This window comes from Huaxiibacter chinensis (assembly GCF_022171985.1).
Lineage (GTDB): Bacteria > Pseudomonadota > Gammaproteobacteria > Enterobacterales > Enterobacteriaceae > Enterobacter > Enterobacter chinensis_A.
Window position 1 is genome coordinate 58,748 of sequence record NZ_JAJVHF010000013.1, and the last position, 19,473, is coordinate 78,220.

Annotated in this window: 16 protein-coding genes; 4 read left to right on the plus strand and 12 right to left on the minus strand. The window is 54.3% G+C overall.

Annotated features, from left to right (window positions below; genetic code table 11):
- Window positions 1-37 precede the first annotated feature (37 nt).
- The 4 genes from cysC to cysG are packed head-to-tail and all read right to left on the minus strand — an operon-like array spanning window position 38 to window position 4,356.
- Entirely contained in the window at window positions 38-643 is a 606-nt protein-coding gene (gene cysC / locus LZP96_RS20260; RefSeq protein WP_064327190.1) for an adenylyl-sulfate kinase, read from the minus strand.
- On the minus strand, window positions 643-2,070 hold the full coding sequence (gene cysN / locus LZP96_RS20265) for a sulfate adenylyltransferase subunit CysN (protein ID WP_064327191.1): 1,428 nt from the start codon (window positions 2,068-2,070) through the stop codon (window positions 643-645). The genes cysC and cysN overlap by 1 nt, the downstream gene beginning before the upstream one ends.
- 9 nt (window positions 2,071-2,079) lie before the next feature.
- On the minus strand, window positions 2,080-2,988 hold the full coding sequence (cysD, locus tag LZP96_RS20270) for a sulfate adenylyltransferase subunit CysD (protein WP_064327192.1): 909 nt from the start codon (window positions 2,986-2,988) through the stop codon (window positions 2,080-2,082).
- 9 nt (window positions 2,989-2,997) lie between these two features.
- Complete coding sequence (gene cysG / locus LZP96_RS20275) at window positions 2,998-4,356, minus strand: siroheme synthase CysG (RefSeq protein ID WP_064328179.1); 1,359 nt, start codon at window positions 4,354-4,356, stop codon at window positions 2,998-3,000.
- A 241-nt stretch (window positions 4,357-4,597) separates the two neighbouring features.
- On the opposite strand from cysG, the gene LZP96_RS20280 reads away from it, so the two are divergent.
- Window positions 4,598-5,641: an aminopeptidase gene (locus LZP96_RS20280; protein ID WP_064327193.1), complete on the plus strand. Its 1,044-nt coding sequence runs from the start codon at window positions 4,598-4,600 to the stop codon at window positions 5,639-5,641.
- Between the two features lie 269 nt (window positions 5,642-5,910).
- On the opposite strand, the gene cysH is transcribed toward LZP96_RS20280, so the two are convergent.
- Genes cysH through cysJ form a run of 3 tightly spaced genes read right to left on the minus strand, consistent with a single transcriptional unit; the run spans window position 5,911 to window position 10,178 of the window.
- The gene (gene cysH, locus LZP96_RS20285) at window positions 5,911-6,645 is read right to left on the minus strand and encodes a phosphoadenosine phosphosulfate reductase (protein WP_064327194.1); all 735 of its coding nucleotides are present in this window, start codon (window positions 6,643-6,645) and stop codon (window positions 5,911-5,913) included.
- 15 nt (window positions 6,646-6,660) lie between these two features.
- Complete coding sequence (gene cysI / locus LZP96_RS20290) at window positions 6,661-8,373, minus strand: assimilatory sulfite reductase (NADPH) hemoprotein subunit (protein ID WP_064327195.1); 1,713 nt, start codon at window positions 8,371-8,373, stop codon at window positions 6,661-6,663.
- Window positions 8,373-10,178, minus strand: a complete 1,806-nt coding sequence (gene cysJ, locus LZP96_RS20295; RefSeq protein WP_064327196.1) for an NADPH-dependent assimilatory sulfite reductase flavoprotein subunit — start codon at window positions 10,176-10,178, stop codon at window positions 8,373-8,375. Before cysJ ends, cysI begins: the two co-directional genes overlap by 1 nt.
- 304 nt (window positions 10,179-10,482) lie before the next feature.
- Between cysJ and queD the strand changes: the two genes are divergently transcribed.
- Window positions 10,483-10,848: a 6-carboxytetrahydropterin synthase QueD gene (gene queD, locus LZP96_RS20300; RefSeq protein WP_198324742.1), complete on the plus strand. Its 366-nt coding sequence runs from the start codon at window positions 10,483-10,485 to the stop codon at window positions 10,846-10,848.
- Window positions 10,849-10,877: 29 nt separating this feature from the next.
- On the opposite strand, the gene queE is transcribed toward queD, so the two are convergent.
- Genes queE through LZP96_RS20315 form a run of 3 tightly spaced genes read right to left on the minus strand, consistent with a single transcriptional unit; the run spans window position 10,878 to window position 13,866 of the window.
- The gene (gene queE, locus LZP96_RS20305; RefSeq protein WP_064328181.1) at window positions 10,878-11,549 is read right to left on the minus strand and encodes a 7-carboxy-7-deazaguanine synthase QueE; all 672 of its coding nucleotides are present in this window, start codon (window positions 11,547-11,549) and stop codon (window positions 10,878-10,880) included.
- Between the two features lie 53 nt (window positions 11,550-11,602).
- On the minus strand, window positions 11,603-12,310 hold the full coding sequence (locus LZP96_RS20310) for an N-acetylmannosamine-6-phosphate 2-epimerase (RefSeq protein WP_064327197.1): 708 nt from the start codon (window positions 12,308-12,310) through the stop codon (window positions 11,603-11,605).
- Complete coding sequence (locus LZP96_RS20315) at window positions 12,307-13,866, minus strand: PTS transporter subunit EIIC (protein ID WP_258926299.1); 1,560 nt, start codon at window positions 13,864-13,866, stop codon at window positions 12,307-12,309. The genes LZP96_RS20310 and LZP96_RS20315 overlap by 4 nt, the downstream gene beginning before the upstream one ends.
- A gap of 166 nt (window positions 13,867-14,032) precedes the next feature.
- Between LZP96_RS20315 and LZP96_RS20320 the strand changes: the two genes are divergently transcribed.
- A complete protein-coding gene (locus LZP96_RS20320; protein WP_064327199.1) occupies window positions 14,033-14,857 on the plus strand; it encodes a MurR/RpiR family transcriptional regulator in 825 nt (274 codons plus the stop codon).
- Window positions 14,858-15,219: 362 nt separating this feature from the next.
- Window positions 15,220-16,323 carry an SDR family oxidoreductase gene (locus LZP96_RS20325; protein ID WP_064327200.1) on the plus strand — a complete coding sequence of 368 codons (1,104 nt, stop codon included), beginning with the start codon at window positions 15,220-15,222 and terminating at the stop codon, window positions 16,321-16,323.
- Between the two features lie 55 nt (window positions 16,324-16,378).
- Here LZP96_RS20325 and eno read toward each other — a convergent pair whose 3' ends face one another.
- Together eno and pyrG are read right to left on the minus strand one after the other, a co-directional pair.
- A complete protein-coding gene (eno, locus tag LZP96_RS20330) occupies window positions 16,379-17,674 on the minus strand; it encodes a phosphopyruvate hydratase (RefSeq protein ID WP_064327201.1) in 1,296 nt (431 codons plus the stop codon).
- An 84-nt stretch (window positions 17,675-17,758) separates the two neighbouring features.
- Window positions 17,759-19,396, minus strand: a complete 1,638-nt coding sequence (gene pyrG, locus LZP96_RS20335) for a glutamine hydrolyzing CTP synthase (protein ID WP_064327202.1) — start codon at window positions 19,394-19,396, stop codon at window positions 17,759-17,761.
- Between the last annotated feature and the right edge of the window lie 77 nt (window positions 19,397-19,473).

Sequence of the window (19,473 nt, forward strand, 5' to 3'; positions counted from 1 at the left end):
CAGTCGTTCGGGAGAATCACGCCCCGAACGATACGTCTCAGGATCTGATAATATCGCCCTGTCTGAGCAGGTCTAATAATTGGCTTACTAAATTTGTTACCAATTGTTGACCATCCAGGTGAATGTCTGGCGATTCAGGAATTTCGTATACAGAATCAATTCCCGTGAAATGGCGCAACTCTCCCGCCCGCGCTTTCTTATACAGCCCTTTAGGATCGCGTTCCTCGCAAATCGCCAGCGGCGTATCCACGAAGACTTCGATAAAGCGATCGTTACCCACTCGTTCCCGCACCATCTGGCGTTCAGCGCGATGGGGAGAGATAAACGCCGTCAATACTACCAGTCCGGCGTCGGCCATGAGGCTGGCCACTTCGCCTACGCGCCGAATGTTCTCTTTGCGATCGTTATCGCTAAAGCCCAAATCGCTGCAAAGCCCGTGGCGGACGTTATCGCCATCCAGTAAATAGGTACTCACACCGGCCTGGTGGAGCGCCTCTTCCATTGCTCCCGCGACGGTGGATTTCCCCGAGCCCGACAGCCCGGTGAACCACAGTACAACCCCACGGTGGCCGTGGAGTTGTTCGCGCTGCGAGACCGTGACCGGATGAGGATGCCAGACGACGTTCTCATCGTGTTGCGCCATTACTTTCCTCCCAGCAGATCGCGTGCGCCCCAGTGCGGGAAATGCTTACGTACCAGCGCGTTCAGCTCCAGCTCAAAGGCGCTGAATTCTGACGGTGCCGCGGCAGACTGCTCATGCGGTTGTCGCACCATGCCGGCCCCGACGGTCACGTTAGTCAGGCGGTCAATAAAGATCAGCCCACCGGTGACGGGGTTTTGCTGGTAACGATCTAGCACCAAAGGTTCATCAAAAATAAGATCCACCAGACCGATGCCGTTCAGCGGCAGTTCATTGACGCTGTGCTGCGTCAGCGTATTGATGTCCACCTGATACTGAACGCCTTCCACGCGTGCACGCGTTTTCTTACCCGCAATTTTAATGTCATAGCTTTGGCCTGGCGTCAGAGGCTGTTCCGCCATCCACACCACGTCCAGCGAGGCGCTCTGCACGGCAGGGACGGATTCCTGCGCATCCACCAGCAAATCGCCCCGGCTGATATCGATTTCATCTTTCAGTACCAAAGTAACCGCTTCGCCCGCGCCGGCTTCCTGTAAGTCGCCGTCAAAGGTGACGATGCGCGCAATCGACGACTCAACGCCAGAAGGCAGCACTTTGACACGCTGCCCGACCGTGACCACGCCGGATGCGAGGGTGCCTGAGAAGCCACGGAAATCGAGATTAGGACGGTTAACGTACTGAACCGGGAAACGCATCGGCTGGCTTGCCACCACGCGCTGAATCTCAACGGTCTCCAGCACCTCCAGCAGCGTCGGGCCACTGTACCAGGGCATGTTAGCGCTCTGGGAGGCGACGTTATCGCCCTCCAGCGCCGACAGCGGCACGAAGCGGATATCCAGATCCCCCGGCAGTTGTTCTGCAAAGGTCAGATAGCTCTGGCGGATCTCGTCGAAAGCCTCTTCGCTGTAGTTGACCAGATCCATTTTGTTGACCGCGACCACCAGATGTTTAATGCCCAGCAGCGTGGAGATAAAACTGTGCCGACGCGTCTGATCCAGCACGCCTTTACGGGCATCCATCAGCAGAATCGCCAGCTCGCAGGTCGACGCGCCGGTCGCCATGTTACGGGTGTACTGCTCATGCCCCGGGGTGTCCGCAATGATAAATTTGCGCTTCTCGGTAGAGAAATAGCGGTACGCCACATCGATAGTAATGCCTTGTTCACGCTCGGCCTGCAGTCCATCGACCAGCAGTGCCAGGTCAAGCTTCTCGCCCTGGGTGCCGTGACGTTTGCTGTCATTATGCAGTGACGAGAGCTGGTCTTCGTAAATCTGGCGCGTATCGTGCAGCAGGCGACCAATCAGCGTACTTTTACCGTCATCGACGCTGCCGCAGGTCAGAAAACGCAGCAGGCTTTTGTGTTGTTGTGCGTGGAGATACGCCTCGACGCCGCCTTCATCAGCAATTTGTTGTGCAATAGTGGTGTTCATGGCGGCTCCTTAGAAATAACCCTGGCGTTTTTTCAGCTCCATCGAGCCTGCCTGATCGCGGTCAATCATGCGGCCCTGTCGCTCACTGGTGGTGGAGACCAGCATCTCTTCGATGATCTCCGGCAGCGTTTGCGCGTTGGATTCCACCGCGCCGGTCAGCGGCCAGCAACCGAGTGTACGGAAACGGACCATCTCTTTTTTGATCACTTCGCCCGGCTGCAAGTCGATACGATCGTCATCGATCATCATCAGCATGCCGTCACGTTCGAGCACCGGACGTTCTGCCGCCAGGTAGAGAGGGACAATTTCGATATTTTCCAGATAGATGTACTGCCAGATATCCAGCTCGGTCCAGTTGGACAGCGGGAAGACGCGAATACTTTCGCCTTTATTAATCTGGCCGTTGTAGTTATGCCACAGCTCCGGACGCTGGTTTTTTGGGTCCCAGCGGTGGAAGCGATCGCGGAAAGAGTAGATGCGCTCTTTCGCGCGGGATTTTTCTTCGTCACGACGCGCCCCGCCGAAAGCCGCATCAAAACCATACTTATTCAGCGCCTGTTTTAGCCCTTCGGTTTTCATGATGTCGGTATGTTTGGCGCTGCCATGCACGAAGGGATTGATGCCCATCGCCACGCCTTCAGGATTTTTATGTACCAGCAGCTCGCAACCGTAGGCCTTTGCCGTGCGGTCACGGAATTCATACATCTCACGGAATTTCCAGCCGGTATCCACATGCAGCAACGGGAAAGGCAGTGTCCCTGGATAAAACGCTTTACGCGCCAGGTGCAGCATGACGCTGGAGTCTTTGCCGATGGAGTACATCATGACCGGGTTAGAAAATTCAGCAGCCACTTCGCGGATAATATGGATACTTTCCGCTTCGAGTTGCCGCAGGTGAGTCAGTCGTTTTTGGTCCATAACCATTCCTTAAGACAGCGTTATCACAGAAGAATGAAAGCTCTCTGTGTCTGTTGTATGTTGAAACCAGGCGAGCGTCTGGTGCAGCGCCACCACTTCTCCCACCACAATCAGGGCGGGCATCGGGGCATCTTTTGCCAGGTGTTCAAGGTGTTGTAATGTGCCGGTCGTCACCTGTTGATCGACCCGCGTCCCACGGGAAATCACCGCCACCGGCGTGGCCGCATCTCTCCCGTGACGAATAAGCTGTTCAGCGATTTCCGCCGCCTTCATGGTGCCCATATAAATCGCCAGCGTCTGGCGGCTCTGCGCCAGGTGGGACCAGTCAAATGGCGTACTGTCGGCTTTGTAATGCCCGGTTACGAATGTCACACTTTGGGCGTAGTCGCGATGCGTCAGCGGAATACCGGCATAGGCCGTTACCGCAGAGGCGGCCGTGATACCTGGCACCACCTGAAACGGTATCCCAGCCCCGGCAGCAGCCTGTAGCTCTTCGCCGCCGCGCCCAAAAATAAACGGGTCTCCCCCTTTCAGGCGTACCACGGTTTTGCCCTCTTTCGCCGCCGCAATCAGCATCTCATTGGTGTCGTGCTGAGAGACCGAGTGTTCATTCGCCCGTTTACCCACGCAGATTTGTTCCGCATCGCGGCGAATAAGCTCCCGAATGCCGTCGGTCACCAGATGGTCATAAAACACCACGTCTGCGTCCTGGAGTACCTGTAAACCGCGTAACGTCAGGAGGCCGGGATCGCCCGGTCCTGCGCCGACCAGGATAATCTCCCCGGTGCTGCGTCCGGGGTTATCCAGCTCATCTTCCAGGATTTGCTGGGCGGCCGTTTCATTGCCCGCCTGCATCAGGCTGGCAAAGCGACCGCGAAAGACCCGCTCCCAGAAGCGGCGTCGCGCCGTCACGCTGGTTAAGCGCGTTTTGAGATGCGCGCGCCAGTAGCTCGCTTTCTCAGCCATTCGCCCGAGGCTGGTGGGCAGCAGAGCCTCTATTTTTTCTCGCAGGACTCGCGCCAGTACCGGCGCGGTGCCGCCAGAGGAGATCGCCACGATCAACGGCGAGCGATCGACAATCGACGGGAAAATGAATGAACAGAGCGGCTGGTCATCAACCACATTCACCAGGCGAAACCGGGCGTTTGCCGCGTCGGAAATCCGACGGTTAAGCTCGCGATTGGTTGTTGCCGCGATGACCAGGACGATGGAGTCCAGCATTGACTCGTCAAACTGCGCCTCTTTGACCACCTTGACCTGCGCCCCGGCACGACGCAAAAACAGCATTTTGCGTTCGGCAATTTCTCCCGTGCCGACAACCAGTACCGGACGGTCTTTCAGAGCAGCAAATAACGGCAGGTAGTCCACGATGTGAAAACTCACTCATATTCAGGAATAGAGGGACTATAGGGGGCGGCTTAGAGTGAATGAAATTACGAATTGGAATGAGTAGTTACTCAATGGAATAACGAGCTGAAAATATAAATATCAAAAAGTGCTTAACACGCCAGATTTCGGGCGTTTAAGAGCAAATGAAATTGTGCAGGAGCGATCACAGTTTCATACTAGGCGGGTTAAAATTTTGCTCTGTTTTTTTAAAGGACTCACTATGTTTTCCGCAACGCGCCACCGTATCGCTGCCCTGGCGTTCGGCGTTTGCTTTATCCTCCCGGTTCAGGCGAAGGATCTTCCGCCTGGTGATATTGCCACTTTACAGGCTCGCCATATCGCGACCGTATTTCCGGGACGTATGACGGGCTCTCCGGCCGAAATGCTGTCAGCGGATTATCTGCGCCAGCAATTTGCGGAAATGGGCTACCAGAGCGATATCCGTGCGTTTCATAGCCGCTATATCTATACCTCGCGCAGCAATAATAAAAACTGGCACAACGTGACGGGCAGTACGGTTATCGCGGCACACGAAGGGAAAGCCGAACAGCAGATTATTATCATGGCGCATCTGGATACCTTTGCGCCACTGAGCGATGCCGATACGGATAAAAACCTCGGCGGCCTGACGCTTCAGGGCGTCGACGATAACGCCGCAGGTTTAGGCGTATTGTTAGAGCTGGCTGAACGGCTGAAAAATATTCCCACGCAATACGGCATTCGATTTATTGCCACCAGCGGTGAAGAGGAAGGCAAACTCGGCGCTGAGAATGTCCTTAAACGCATGAGCGCCGCCGAAAAGAAAAATACGCTTCTGGTCATTAATCTCGATAATTTGATCGTCGGGGACAAACTTTATTTTAACAGCGGGAAGACGACGCCAAATTCGGTGCGTAAGCTCACGCGTGACCGGGCGCTGACGATTGCCCGGTCACATGGCATCCAGGCGGCCATTAACCCTGGGCTCAACCCTGCGTATCCGAAAGGAACGGGATGCTGTAACGACGGAGAGGTATTCGACAAAGCAGGGATCCCGGTTCTGTACGTTGAAGCGACAAACTGGGCGTTAGGTAAACAAGACGGGTATCAGCAACGCGCCAAAACGAAGGCCTTCCCGGAAGGGACCAGCTGGCATGATGTCAGGCTGGATAATTTGCAACATATCGACCGTGCCCTGCCACAACGCATTGAGCGCCGGAGTCGGGACGTGATGAAAGTGATGTTGCCGCTGGTGAAAGAGCTGGCGAAAGCCGGGAAAGCGTAGTGCGGTCTGGTGCCCTCACCCCAACCCTCTCCCACGGGGAGAGGGAGAAATAACCCTGCAGGCCCATTCAACTTCCTCCCACGGGGAGAGGGAGGAGTAGCCCTGCTGGCCCATTCAACTTCATCCCTCGGGGAGAGGGAGGAGTAGCCCTGCAGGCCCATTCAACTTCATCCCTCGGGGAGAGGGAGGAGTAGCCCTGCAGGCCTTTTCAACTTCCTCCCACGGGGAGAGGAAGGAGAAAAGCAGCAGAGCCGCAGGGAAAGAAACCCTTACCCTTCGTGCAGTCCGCACTCTCGCTTAAGCCCGAAGAAGCGCGTCTCTTCTTCTGCCATACCGGGCTCCCATTTGCGGGTGGTGTGGGTATCACCGACCGAGAGATAGCCTTCATCCCACAGCGGGTGGTATTTCAGCCCGTGCTGTTGCAGATAGTGATAGACAGTCCGGTTATCCCAGTCGATGATCGGCAGCACTTTGAAGACCCCGCGCTGAATCCCCAGCACCGGCAAACTGGCACGGCTACCGGACTGTTCGCGGCGCAGCCCGGCGAACCAGGTGTTGGCCTTCAGCTCTTTGAGCGCGCGATTCATGGGCTCGACTTTGTTGATCTCGTTGTATTTCTCAATCCCTTCAACGCCCTGTTCCCACAGCTTACCGTAGCGCGCCTCCTGCCAGGCGGGGCTTTGCGGCGCACGATAAACCTGAAGATTGAGCTTGAGCTTATCGGTGAGTTCATCAATAAACCGGTACGTCTCCGGGAAGAGATATCCGGTATCCGTGAGGATCACCGGAATATCCGGGCGAATCTTGTTCACCAGATGCAAACTCACCGCCGCCTGAATACCAAAGCTTGACGACAGCACATAATCACCAGGCAGATTCTCCAGCGCCCAGGCCACACGCCCTTCGGCGTCGCGCTTTTCCAGCAGCGCATTGGTTTCGGCAAGCGCAAGAATGCGCTCGACTTTAGGCAGTGCATTCAGGGCGTTCAGATCGAGTACGGACATAATTACCTCTCGTGTTTATTCCCAGAAATCCCTGGCGGGATCGAGCACCGGGCGGATGATGCCCGCACGCACCGTAAAGTCGCCGAAGCCTTCACCCGCTTCACGCTCTTTCGCCCAGCGCCCGACAAGCTGGTCCAGGGAGTCAAGAATTTCGGGTTCCGTGATATTTTCACGGTACATCCGCGGAATTCGGGTTCCCATCCGGTTACCACCAAGATGTACGTTATAGCGACCCGGCGCTTTACCAACCAGCCCCAGCTCTGCCAGCATGGCGCGGCCGCACCCGTTCGGGCAGCCCGTCACGCGCATCACGATATGCTCTTCAGGCATGCCGTGTTTTGCCAGAATCTCTTCCACCTTATCCGTGAAGGACGGCAGAAAACGTTCAGCTTCCGCCATCGCCAGCGGACAGGTCGGGAACGACACGCAGGCCATGGAGTTTTCACGCTGCGGTTTCACCGCGTCCATCAGACCGTGACCTTTTGCCAGCGCCTCGATCTTCGCTTTTTCGCTTTCCGGCACGCCCGCAACGATCAGGTTCTGGTTTGCGGTAATGCGGAATTCCCCTTGATGGATCTTAGCAATTTCCAGCAGACCGGTTTTCAACGGACGGCCCGGATAATCCAGAATACGGCCGTTTTCGATAAACAGCGTCAGGTGCCATTTGTCGTCGATGCCTTTCACCCAACCAATGCGGTCGCCGCGTCCGGTGAATTCATACGGGCGGACTGGTTCAAATGTAATGCCTGCGCGACGTTCCACTTCTGCTTTAAACGTCTCGACGCCCACGCGCTCCAGGGTGTATTTGGTTTTCGCGTTTTTACGATCGGTACGGTTACCCCAGTCGCGCTGGGTAGTGACCACCGCTTCAGCCACGGCCAGCGTGTGCTCCAGCGGCAGATAACCAAACTCGCTGGCGGTGCGGGCATAGGTTTTCTTGTTACCGTGCTCAATGGATAATCCCCCGCCGACCAGCAGGTTAAAGCCCACCAGCTTGCCGTTTTCGGCAATCGCCACGAAGTTCATGTCGTTGGCGTGCAGATCGATATCGTTCTGCGGGGGGATCACCACGGTGGTTTTGAACTTACGCGGCAGATAGGTCTGGCCGAGAATCGGTTCTTCATCCGTTGTGGCGACCTTCTCCTGATCGAGCCAGATCTCCGCATAGGCGCGGGTGCGCGGCAGCAGATGCTCAGAAATTTTCTTTGCCCACTCGTAGGCTTCGGCATGCAGCTCAGACTCGTACGGGTTTGAGGTGCAAAGCACGTTACGGTTCATGTCATTGGCGGTTGCCAGCGCGTCCAGTCCAACGGAGTGCAGCATCTGGTGCACCGGTTTGACGTTCTTCTTCAGAATGCCGTGGAACTGGAAGGTCTGACGGTTCGTCAGACGAATGCTGCCGTAAATCGTGTTGTCGTGGGCGAATTTGTCGATCGCCTGCCACTGCGTCGTGGTGATAACGCCACCCGGCAGACGGCAGCGCAACAGCATCGCATGGCGCGGCTCCAGCTTCTGTTCCACACGCTCGGCGCGGATATCGCGATCGTCCTGCTGATACATGCCGTGGAAGCGGATCAGCAGGAAGTTATCGCCCTTAAAACCGCCGGTTAAACCGTCATTTAAATCTTCGGCAATGGTGCCGCGCAGATAGTTACTATCAACCTTCATGCGCTCGGCATCAGCCAGTTTGCCTTCGACCACCAGTGGGCCTGGGTGTTTTTCGCTCATTAGTAGACATCTCGCTGATAACGGCGCTCGACGCGCAGCTCACTTAAAAATTCATCCGCCGATTCGATATCCATACCACCGAATTCAGCAATCACTTCCAGCAACGCCTGCTCAACGTCTTTCGCCATGCGATTGGCGTCGCCGCAGACATAAAGGTGGGCACCGTCATTGATCCAGCGCCACAGTTCTGCGCCCTGTTCGCGCAGTTTGTCTTGTACGTATATTTTCTGTTTCTGATCGCGGGACCAGGCAAGATCGATTCGCGTCAGCACGCCCTCTTTGACGTAGCGCTGCCACTCCACCTGATAGAGGAAATCTTCGGTAAAGTGCGGATTGCCGAAGAAGAGCCAGTTTTTACCTGGGGCTTCTTCTGCCGCGCGTTGCTGCATAAAGGCGCGGAACGGGGCAATCCCGGTGCCTGGCCCAATCATAATGACCGGGGTTTCCGGGTTTTCTGGCAGGCGGAAGTTGTCGTTATGCTCGATAAAGACGCGCACTTCGCCCTCCTCTTCCACACGATCGGCGAGGAAGCTCGACGCGCCGCCGGCGCGCGCACGACCTTCAATGTCGTAACGGACTGCGCCTACGGTAATATGGACTTCGCTCTCGACCTCCGCCTGCGACGAGGCGATGGAGTAGAGGCGTGGCGTTAGCGGACGCAGCAGGCCAATGAGCGCCTCAGCATCCAGCTGTGCCGGTGAGAAGCGCACCATATCGACAATCGGCGTCGTCGCGGCGTAATGCTGGAGTTTGGCTTTGTCACCCACCAGCGCCAGCAGTGAATCGCTGCGGGTGAGCGTGGCGTAATTCTCCACGATATTGGCGGTGTTAACGGTGAGTTCAACATGCCATTGCAGCGCTTCACTAAGCGGCAGCGTTTTGCCCTCGACCGTGACCGGCTCGTCGCCTTTCAGCCACAGCAGTTCAACCAGTTCGTTCACCAGCGCAGGATCGTTTTGATACCACACGCCCAGGGCATCGCCCGGCTGATATCGCAGGCCGGAATCCCCTAAATCAATTTCAATGTGGCGCACGTCTTTTTCGGAGTCGCGTCCGGTGATCTTTTGATTGACCGACAGGCTTGCCGTCAGTGGCGCTTCTTTGGTGTAAGGGCTGGTGTGGATGTCGTTCACCACGCCCGTGGCGGTCAATGCCGCCTGGGCAGAGGTCTCTTTCGGGACGCGGGCTTTCAGCACATCGACTATGCGTGCACGCCATTCGGCTGCGGCCGTCTGGTATTCCACGTCTGCATCCACGCGATCCAGCAAGCGCTCTGCGCCCAGCTCTGCAAGTTTGTTATCGAAATCTTTACCGGACTGGCAGAAAAATTCATAGGACGTATCGCCCAGCCCAAACACCGCGAAGGCGGTGCCATCGAGTTTTGGCGCTTTTTTGGAGAACAAGAACTTATGCAGGGCCACGGCCTCTTCGGCCGGTTCACCTTCACCCTGCGTTGACGCGACCACCACCAGCGATTTTTCTGACGCGATTTGCTTAAATTTATAATCCCCGGCGTTCACCAGGTTCACGTTCAGTTTTGCGGCAAGCAGATCGTCACGCAGGGCCTCAGCCACGCGGCGCGCGTTGCCGGTTTGCGAAGCGGAGATCAGAGTAATCGCAGGAATTTCTGCTGCAACCGCCGGTGCGGCAGCCACCGTGCCGGGCTGTTGATTCAGCATGCCCCAGAAATAGCCGGAGACCCAGGCAAGCTGAGTCGGTGAAAAATCAGTCGTGGCCGCCTGAAGGCGCGCCAGTTGCTCCGGATTAAGAGGGAGCAAATTCGAAGGTGGGGCCTGTGTTGTCATGCGTTGTTATGTTCCAGTAGCAAAGCGGAATTTATGCAAAAAGACCAAACTAGCGATAAGGTTAACGGCGAGGATCATAACAATTAAAGAAGTGATGGAAATAATTAATAACCAAATGAACTAACCTGTTTTAGTCATGGTTCTTAACAAGAAAAGTGATAAAGCAACACACTGAATATAAAGGACAAATAAGCCTTGCAAGGTGAGTTTCCCCGCACAGTCGCATGAAGGCCGTTTTAGTTAATGCTAAAAAATGTGCTTTCCGGTACTATGCGGCGGTTTTTTCCGCACTACTTGAGAGTTCATGATGTCCACCACACTGTTTAAAGATTTCACCTTCGAAGCCGCTCACCATCTTCCGCACGTTCCTGCCGGGCATAAATGTGGCCGTCTGCACGGGCACTCCTTTATGGTGCGCCTTGAAATCACCGGTGAAGTCGATCCCCATACGGGCTGGATCATGGACTTCTCCGAGCTGAAAGCGGCGTTCAAACCAACGTACGATCGTCTCGATCACTACTATCTGAACGATATTCCAGGCCTGGAAAATCCCACCAGCGAAGTGCTGGCAAAATGGATCTGGGATGTGATGAAACCTCTGGTGCCGTTACTGAGCGCCGTGATGATCAAAGAGACCTGCACCGCTGGCTGCGTGTACCGCGGAGAATAAAAAAACCCGGTTTTTACACCGGGCTTTTATCAGGCAATGTTCAGGTACTTGTGCGTCTGCATTGACAGGCGCCAGTTGCGCGCAATACAGGTTTCGATACACAGCCGCGTGGCGTCCTCTTTCTGACTGATCGGCTGCAGAGCAATGATGCGCTGCTTTTCATCCGACAGTGTCTCCAGCAGTTCATCCAGCGCTTCGATGTCGCGCACCCGGCCAACCGGATGTTTAATTTCATCAGCACGTTCAAGCGCCTGTGAAAGGACATCATATCCCCCGCGCATATTCACTTTTGGCGACACGGTGACCCACGTCGAGGGTGTACAACGCACTTCATGCGTACCGCTGGTTTCGATCTGGCAGCTAAAGCCGTTCTTTTCCAGCAGGTCCGTCAGCGACATGAGATCGTGGATACACGGCTCACCACCGGTAATCACCACATGGCGCGCGGTCCAGCCCTGACGACCAATGATCGCCAGAAGGTCTTCCGCACTCCCTGCACCCCATTTATCGCTCTCTTTGGTTTTGGCAAGAATGCTAAACAGCGAGACTTCCCGATCTGCAAGCTTATCCCACGTATGTTTGGTATCACACCAGGCACAGCCAACCGGGCATCCCTGTAAACGAATAAAAATAGCGGGAACGCCAGTGAAGTAACCCTCGCCTTGCAGGGTCTGGAACATCTCGTTAATCGGGTACTGCATAGTCATCTCGGTTCAGGGATAATCGTTAATTATTACAGATCCCAGCCCAAGTATCATGCCCCATCGGTGCTGTGCGCATGAATGGCCATGACAAACCGCGTGGTAATTTGCTGCGGGCGGGTTATTGCGCCACCCACGACCACCGTATGCGCCCCGAGCGCCAGGCAGCGCGCGGCACGCTCCGGCGTATCGACATTGCCTTCCGCCACCACCGGAATGCTGACGGCAGCAATGACATCGCGCAAAAATGCACAGTCATCTTCAGGCAGAGAATGACCGGCCGTCTCCTGCGTATAGCCATACAGGGTGGTACCAACGCAGTCAAAGCCCAGTGCCTCTGCGGTGCGGGCCTCTTCTACCGTGGCGATATCAGCCATTAGCAGCAACGCCGGATAACGAGCCCGAATCTTGCCCATTAGCTCCGCCAGCGTTTCGCCCCCGGGACGAGGGCGCGCCGTGGCGTCAAGCGCTATCATCTCGGGTGCCACCGTCATCAGCTCGTCCACCTCTTTGAGGGTGGCGGTAATGAAGACCTCACTGTCGGGGTAATCTCGCTTAATAATCCCAATCACCGGCAGAGAAACCTGCTGCTTAATCGCGCTGATATCAACCACGCTGTTCGCCCGAATCGCCACCGCCCCACCCTGTTCGGCGGCCACGGCCATCCGTGACATAATAAATGGGCTGTGCAGCGGTTCGTTTTCCAATGCCTGGCAGGAAACAATCAGTTGGCCTTTCAGATTATTCAGTACAGTTTTCATGACGATAACATCTCTTCTACTTCGTTTTTGATAATGGTGACATGCGGTCCATAGATGACCTGTACCCCGTTGCCGCGCACAATCACGCCGCGCGCACCGGTGGCTTTTAACGCCTCTTCATTGACTTTATTTCCGTCTTTCACCGTTACGCGCAGCCGCGTGGCACAGCAATCGACCTCATCAAGGTTCTCTCTCCCGCCAAGCCTGGCAACTACCGCCGCTGCTCTTTCGCTTTGCAGCAGGTTAGTTTCCACTACGGCCTCTTTCTCACGACCCGGTGTGGCATAACCAAAACGGTTAATCATGAAACGGAAGGTGAAGTAATAGAGGAAGAACCACGGCACGCCGACCAGCGGCACAGACAACCAGTGCGTTTTCGCCTCTCCCTGCAGCACGCCAAAGAGAATGAAATCGATAAACCCGCCGGAGAAAGTCTGCCCGATGGTGATATGCAAAATGTGGGCGATCATGAATGCCAGGCCATCAAAGAACGCATGGATGACATATAAAACGGGCGCAATGAACAGGAACGAGAACTCAATCGGTTCGGTAATCCCCGTCAGGAAAGAGGTCAACGCGGCGGATAATAACAGCCCGGCGACGCGTTTTTTGTTCTCGGGTTTTGCCGTGTGATACATCGCAAGGCACGCACCGAGCAGACCAAACATCATCGTGATAAAACGCCCGGACATAAAGCGAGAGGTGCCCACGTAGAACTGCCGGGTATCAGGATCCGCCAGCTGAGCAAAGAAGATCCGCTGGGTGCCTTCAACCAGCTGGCCATTAACGATTTCACTTCCCCCTAACGCCGTCGTCCAGAAAGGCAGATAGAAGATATGATGAAGACCAAACGGGCCAAGCATACGCAGGATAAAGCCGTATAAAAACGTGCCCAGATAACCGGTGGCGTCCACCAGCCCGCCCAGCCCAAAGATGAGCTTCTGGAAGTGGGGCCAGACAATGGTCATTGCGGCGCCGACGACGATCGCTGCCAGCGAACTGATGATGGGCACAAAGCGCGAGCCGCCAAAGAAGCCAAGGAACTGGGGCAGCGCAATTTTATTGAAGCGGTGATGCAAAATGCAGGTCACCAGACCAATCACGACGCCGCCAAATACACCGGTTTCCAGCGTCTGGATCCCGAGCGTCATGCCTTGCCCTACCGCACCCGGGTTTTCCAGCGCCAGCTTGCCGGTCAGGATCAGTAACGCATTTATCGTGGCGTTCATCACCAGAAAGGCCAGCAGTGCCGCCAGCCCCGCGGTGCCTTTATCGGTTTTCGCCAGACCCACCGCGACGCCAACGGCAAAAAGGACCGACAGATTGGCAAAGACGATCGACCCTGCACTGCTCATGATGGTGAAGATGGCCTGAAGCCAGCCAATATCCAGGAAAGGATAGGCAGTGAGAGTATTGGGATTGGACAGCGCGCCGCCAATGCCCAGCAACAACCCTGCCGCGGGCAAAACCGCGATAGGCAGCATAAACGATTTACCAAACCGCTGTGCTTTTTCAAACCAGGCCCCTGAAGAGGCGCCACTCATTATTTGCATCATTTTTTCACTCCCCCGACAATTGATGAAAATTTTTACCATATAATTATATTTAGCTGGAAATTATCACCAATAAAGGAGAAGCGGATCATACTTTTTTAAAATGACTGGCATCTTTGCCCCGCTTTCCCCCACACTAGACGGCAGAGAAACGCATTAAGGATCGAGCATGTCAGACCATGAAAACCTGCTGCTGAAGCTACGCCAGGAGGCTTCCGGGTACAGTCCCACACAACAAAAACTGGGTGAGTTCGTCCTCAACGATCCGGCCCGGGTCATTTACCTGACCATCACCGAACTGGCGCGCGAGAGCCACACCAGCGAGGCCAGCGTGACGCGCCTGTGCCGTACGCTCGGCTGTAAGGGATATAACGAATTCAAAATGGCGCTGGCGCTGGATGTTCAGCAGGGTCAACCAGAACGTCAGGCCGGGGATGAGATCGATCGCGTGGTGGATGAGTCCGTCCAGGCCCTGCAGGACACCGGCAAACTTCTCGACAGAGCGCAGCTTGAAAAGGCGGCACAAGCGCTGCATCAGGCGCGTTCAGTACAAATTTACGGCGTGGCGGCCAGCGCAATCCTGGGTGAATACCTGCACTACAAGCTTCTGCGCCTCGGTAAACCTGCACAGCTTTTTAGCGATATGCACTGCGCGGCAATGAATGCCGCCACGCTTGGGTCAGACGCGCTGGTCGTCGCCATTTCGAGTTCAGGCTCAACGCGTGATTTGCTCCATGTGGTGAAGCTGGCGCGCAAACGCGGCGTCACGGTACTGGCGCTCAGCAACACGCCACGCAGCCCGCTGACCTCTCTGAGCGATATGCAGCTGGTGGCCGCAAAACCAGAGGGCCCACTCAGTGCGGGCGCGCTTAATGCGAAGGTGGGCGTAATGCTGCTGGTTGAGCTGCTGACCACCTCTTTGATTGCGATAGACAGCCATTACGGCGAGGTAAGCCAGCAAACGGCCAGCGCTACGCTTCCGATGCTGCTGTGAAAAAGACCTGCAGGTTAACGTTTTATAGCCTGCGGTTTATTTTTCCGGTTTGACTTAAGGTCTCATCTATTTATTTTCCGCATGAATGAATGTTGTAACAATTTATTATTATTTTTTCATTCTGAAGTATATTTACAACGAACCAGTAAAGGTAAAAAGCATTACAAATCAATGGAATAAAAATATCTCAGGTGAAAATTGAATTTTCATTATCTTCCTGATGTCCAATATTTCCGCCCAAATTTTCTGGCTTAAAATAACCTTAAGATATTCGTCGCATCGCCATTTTTTTATTTACATGCCGTTTACTTTCGTAAGATTACACTCCGCCTCATCAATCAAAATGAGACGGTATAAAGAAAATGTTATTGATTACAGGCGTGACCGGATTTCTGGGTGGTGCAGTACTTGAAAAAATCCTGACCGGCGGTGAATCCCTTCATCTACTCCTGCTTGCGCGTGCCAGCGACCCGGAAGGCGGGCTGGAACGGGTGCGGGAAAACATGCGTAAATTCAACGTTCCTGCCGAAAAACTGGCTTCGCTGACGGTGGATAATATTCTCATCGGGGATCTCAGCCAGCCAGAAGACTTTCTGAACGATCCGCGTCTGGAGCAGGTTACCCATGTCATCAACTGCGCGGCCGTCGCGTCATTTGGCAATAATCCCCTGATCTGGAAGGTAAACGTCGAAGGCACACTGGCACTGGCGCACCGTATGGAACGTGTTAAGACCTTACAGCGCTTCCTGCACGTTGGCACGGCGATGTCATGCACACCAGAGCAGAATTCGCTGGTCGCCGAAAGCGCAGAATTCAGAGAAAACGCCGAGCATCTGGTGGAATATACCCGGTCAAAATCGACCATCGAACAGCTTATGCGTCAGCGTTGTCCTGACCTGCCACTGCTCATCGCCCGTCCGTCAATCGTAGTCGGCCATACCCGTCACGGCTGCACCCCTTCAAGTAGCATTTTCTGGGTCTTCAGCATGGGGTTAATGCTGCAAAAGTTTATGTGTTCAATGGAAGACAGAATCGATGTCGTTCCGGTGGACTATTGCGCCGACGCGCTGTTAATGCTGCTCGGCAGCAATGCGCATTCAGGGGAAGTGGTACATATTTCGGCGGGAGAAGAGAACAGCGTTCGCTTTGGGGATATTGATATGGCGATGGCGCAGGCCCTGGAGAAAGCCCCTGTTGGAGATAAATACGCTCAGGTCAGCTACGAAACGCTGGTAAAAATGCGCCGCGAACTGAAAGGTATTTTCGGGCCGTGTAATGAACGTTTGATGTTAAAAGCGATGCGTCTGTATGGCGGCTTTGCCACCCTCAACGTGCGCTTCAGTAATGAAAAGCTGATCAGCATGGGTATGCCGAAACCTCCTCGCTTTACGGATTATATCGCCCGCTGCGTGCAAACGACGCAAGGTCTGACCATTCCGGAACAAATGGCGGTCGATTTTAAATAGCCAAAAAAAATGCCAGTCCGAAGACTGGCATTTTCATTTTAAGGCTTAAGCGTAATTACTGGCCTTTGATCTCTTTACGACCGTTGTAAGGTGCTTTTTCGCCCAGCGCTTCTTCGATACGAATCAGCTGGTTGTACTTAGCAACACGGTCAGAACGGCTCATAGAACCGGTTTTGATCTGGCCTGCAGCGGTACCCACAGCCAGGTCAGCGATGGTAGCGTCTTCAGTTTCGCCTGAACGGTGAGAGATAACGGCAGTGTAGCCAGCGTCTTTCGCCATTTTGATCGCAGCCAGAGTTTCGGTCAGAGAACCGATCTGGTTGAATTTGATCAGGATGGAGTTAACGATGCCTTTCTCGATACCTTCTTTCAGGATTTTGGTGTTGGTTACGAACAGATCGTCACCAACCAGCTGGATTTTGTCGCCCAGTACTTTAGTCTGGTATGCGAAACCATCCCAGTCAGATTCGTCCAGACCGTCTTCGATAGAGACGATTGGGTACTGTTTGGTCAGGTCTTCCAGGAAGTGAGTGAACTCTTCAGAGGTGAACGCTTTGTTGCCTTCGCCAGCCAGAACGTATTTACCGTCTTTGTAGAATTCAGATGCTGCACAGTCCATCGCCAGAGTGATGTCAGTGCCCAGCTCGTAGCCTGCAGCTTTAACCGCTTCAGCGATGACAGCCAGTGCTTCTGCGTTAGAACCCAGGTTAGGCGCGTAGCCGCCTTCGTCACCCACAGCCGTGTTCATGCCTTTAGCTTTCAGAACTTTAGCCAGGTTATGGAACACTTCAGAACCCATACGAACCGCTTCTTTCAGGGATTTCGCGCCAACTGGCTGAATCATGAATTCCTGAATATCAACGTTGTTATCCGCGTGCTCACCGCCGTTGATGATGTTCATCATCGGAACTGGCATAGAGTATTTGCCTGGGGTGCCGTTCAGTTCAGCGATGTGTTCGAACAGTGGCTGACCTTTAGACGCTGCTGCTGCTTTGGCGTTTGCCAGAGACACAGCCAGGATTGCGTTAGCACCGAAGTTAGATTTGTTTTCAGTACCGTCCAGATCGATCATGATCTTGTCGATGCCAGCCTGGTCTTTGGCGTCTTTGCCAAGGATTGCCTGAGCAATAGGACCGTTTACAGCGCCAACCGCTTTGGTTACGCCTTTACCCATGAAACGGGATTTGTCGCCATCGCGCAGTTCCAGCGCTTCGCGGGAACCAGTAGAAGCACCTGACGGCGCAGCAGCCATACCGACGAAACCACCTTCCAGGTGAACTTCAGCTTCTACGGTAGGGTTACCACGGGAGTCGATGATTTCACGACCGATGACTTTAACGATTTTGGACATTAGATTTTCCTCAGTACAAGTTAAACTAAAACTCCAGACAAACAACGCGTACCGGGGGTACGCGTTGCCGTTCTAACTTTTGACTTACTTCGCCTGACGCTTCTGGTAATCGCTGGCGGCTTTCACAAAGCCTGCAAACAGCGGATGTCCATCACGCGGCGTTGAAGTAAATTCCGGGTGGAACTGACATGCCACAAACCACGGATGATTTGGCACTTCGATGATCTCGACTAACTGATCATCCCCGGAGCGTCCCGCAATACGCAGACCCGCAGCTTCAATTTGTTTCAACAACATGTTGTTGACTTCATAGCGGTGACGATGGCGTTCGGTAATGACCGACGAACCGTACATCTGGCGAACCAGGCTGTCGTCAGAAACCTGACAAGCCTGCGCGCCCAGACGCATTGTGCCACCCAAATCGCTTTTCTCACTACGGACTTCGACGTTACCGTCTTCATCGCGCCATTCAGTGATAAGCGCCACAACAGGGTACTTACAGTCTGGCACAAATTCCGTAGAGTTCGCGTTTTCCATCCCGACGACGTTACGCGCAAATTCAATCAGCGCAACCTGCATACCCAGGCAAATGCCGAGGTAAGGAATATTGTTTTCACGGGCATAGCGGGCGGTCGCAATCTTGCCTTCAACACCACGATAGCCGAAGCCACCTGGGATCAAGATAGCATCCAAATCTTTCAGAATTTCGACACCGCGCGTTTCAACATCCTGCGAATCAATCAGCTTGATGTTAACGGTGACGCGATTCTTCAGACCGCCGTGCTTCAGCGCTTCGATGACGGATTTGTAGGCATCCGGCAGTTCAATATACTTGCCGACCATACCAATCGTCACTTCGCCTGCCGGGTTCGCTTCTTCGTAAATAACCTGTTCCCATTCTGACAGGTTAGCTTCCGGACAGTTCAAGCTGAATCGTTTACAAATATAATCGTCCAGACCCTGTGATTTCAACAGGCCTGGAATTTTATAAATGGAATCGACGTCTTTAAGAGAGATTACAGCCTTTTCGGCAACGTTACAGAACAATGCAATTTTCGCACGTTCGTTAGCCGGAACAGCACGATCGGAACGGCAAATCAGGATATCCGGCTGGATACCGATAGAGAGCAGTTCTTTTACGGAGTGCTGAGTTGGCTTGGTTTTTACTTCACCCGCTGCCGCCATGTAAGGCACCAGCGTCAGGTGCATGAACAGCGCGTGCTCACGACCGATATCCACCGCCAGCTGACGAATCGCTTCCAGGAACGGCAGGGATTCGATGTCACCGACCGTACCGCCGATTTCAACCAGCACAACGTCATGACCTTCGCCACCGGCGATGATGCGTTCTTTAATGGCATTGGTGATGTGCGGGATAACCTGTACGGTTGCGCCCAGATAGTCGCCACGGCGTTCTTTACGCAGAACGTCGGAGTAGATTCGACCGGTGGTGAAGTTGTTACGGCGGCTCATTTTGGTGCGAATGAAGCGCTCATAGTGGCCTAAGTCCAAATCGGTTTCAGCGCCGTCTTCGGTAACGAACACTTCGCCGTGCTGGATTGGGCTCATGGTGCCTGGATCGACGTTGATATACGGATCCAGTTTCATCATCGTCACATTGAGGCCACGGGCTTCAAGAATGGCCGCGAGAGAGGCTGCGGCAATGCCTTTACCCAGAGAGGATACAACCCCGCCGGTCACAAAAATATAGTTCGTTGTCATGCTGAACCTGAGAAGTTAGGTTGGAATGATGGAATAACCAGGACGGGAAAGTAGTATACCCGAACACGGCGAGTGCC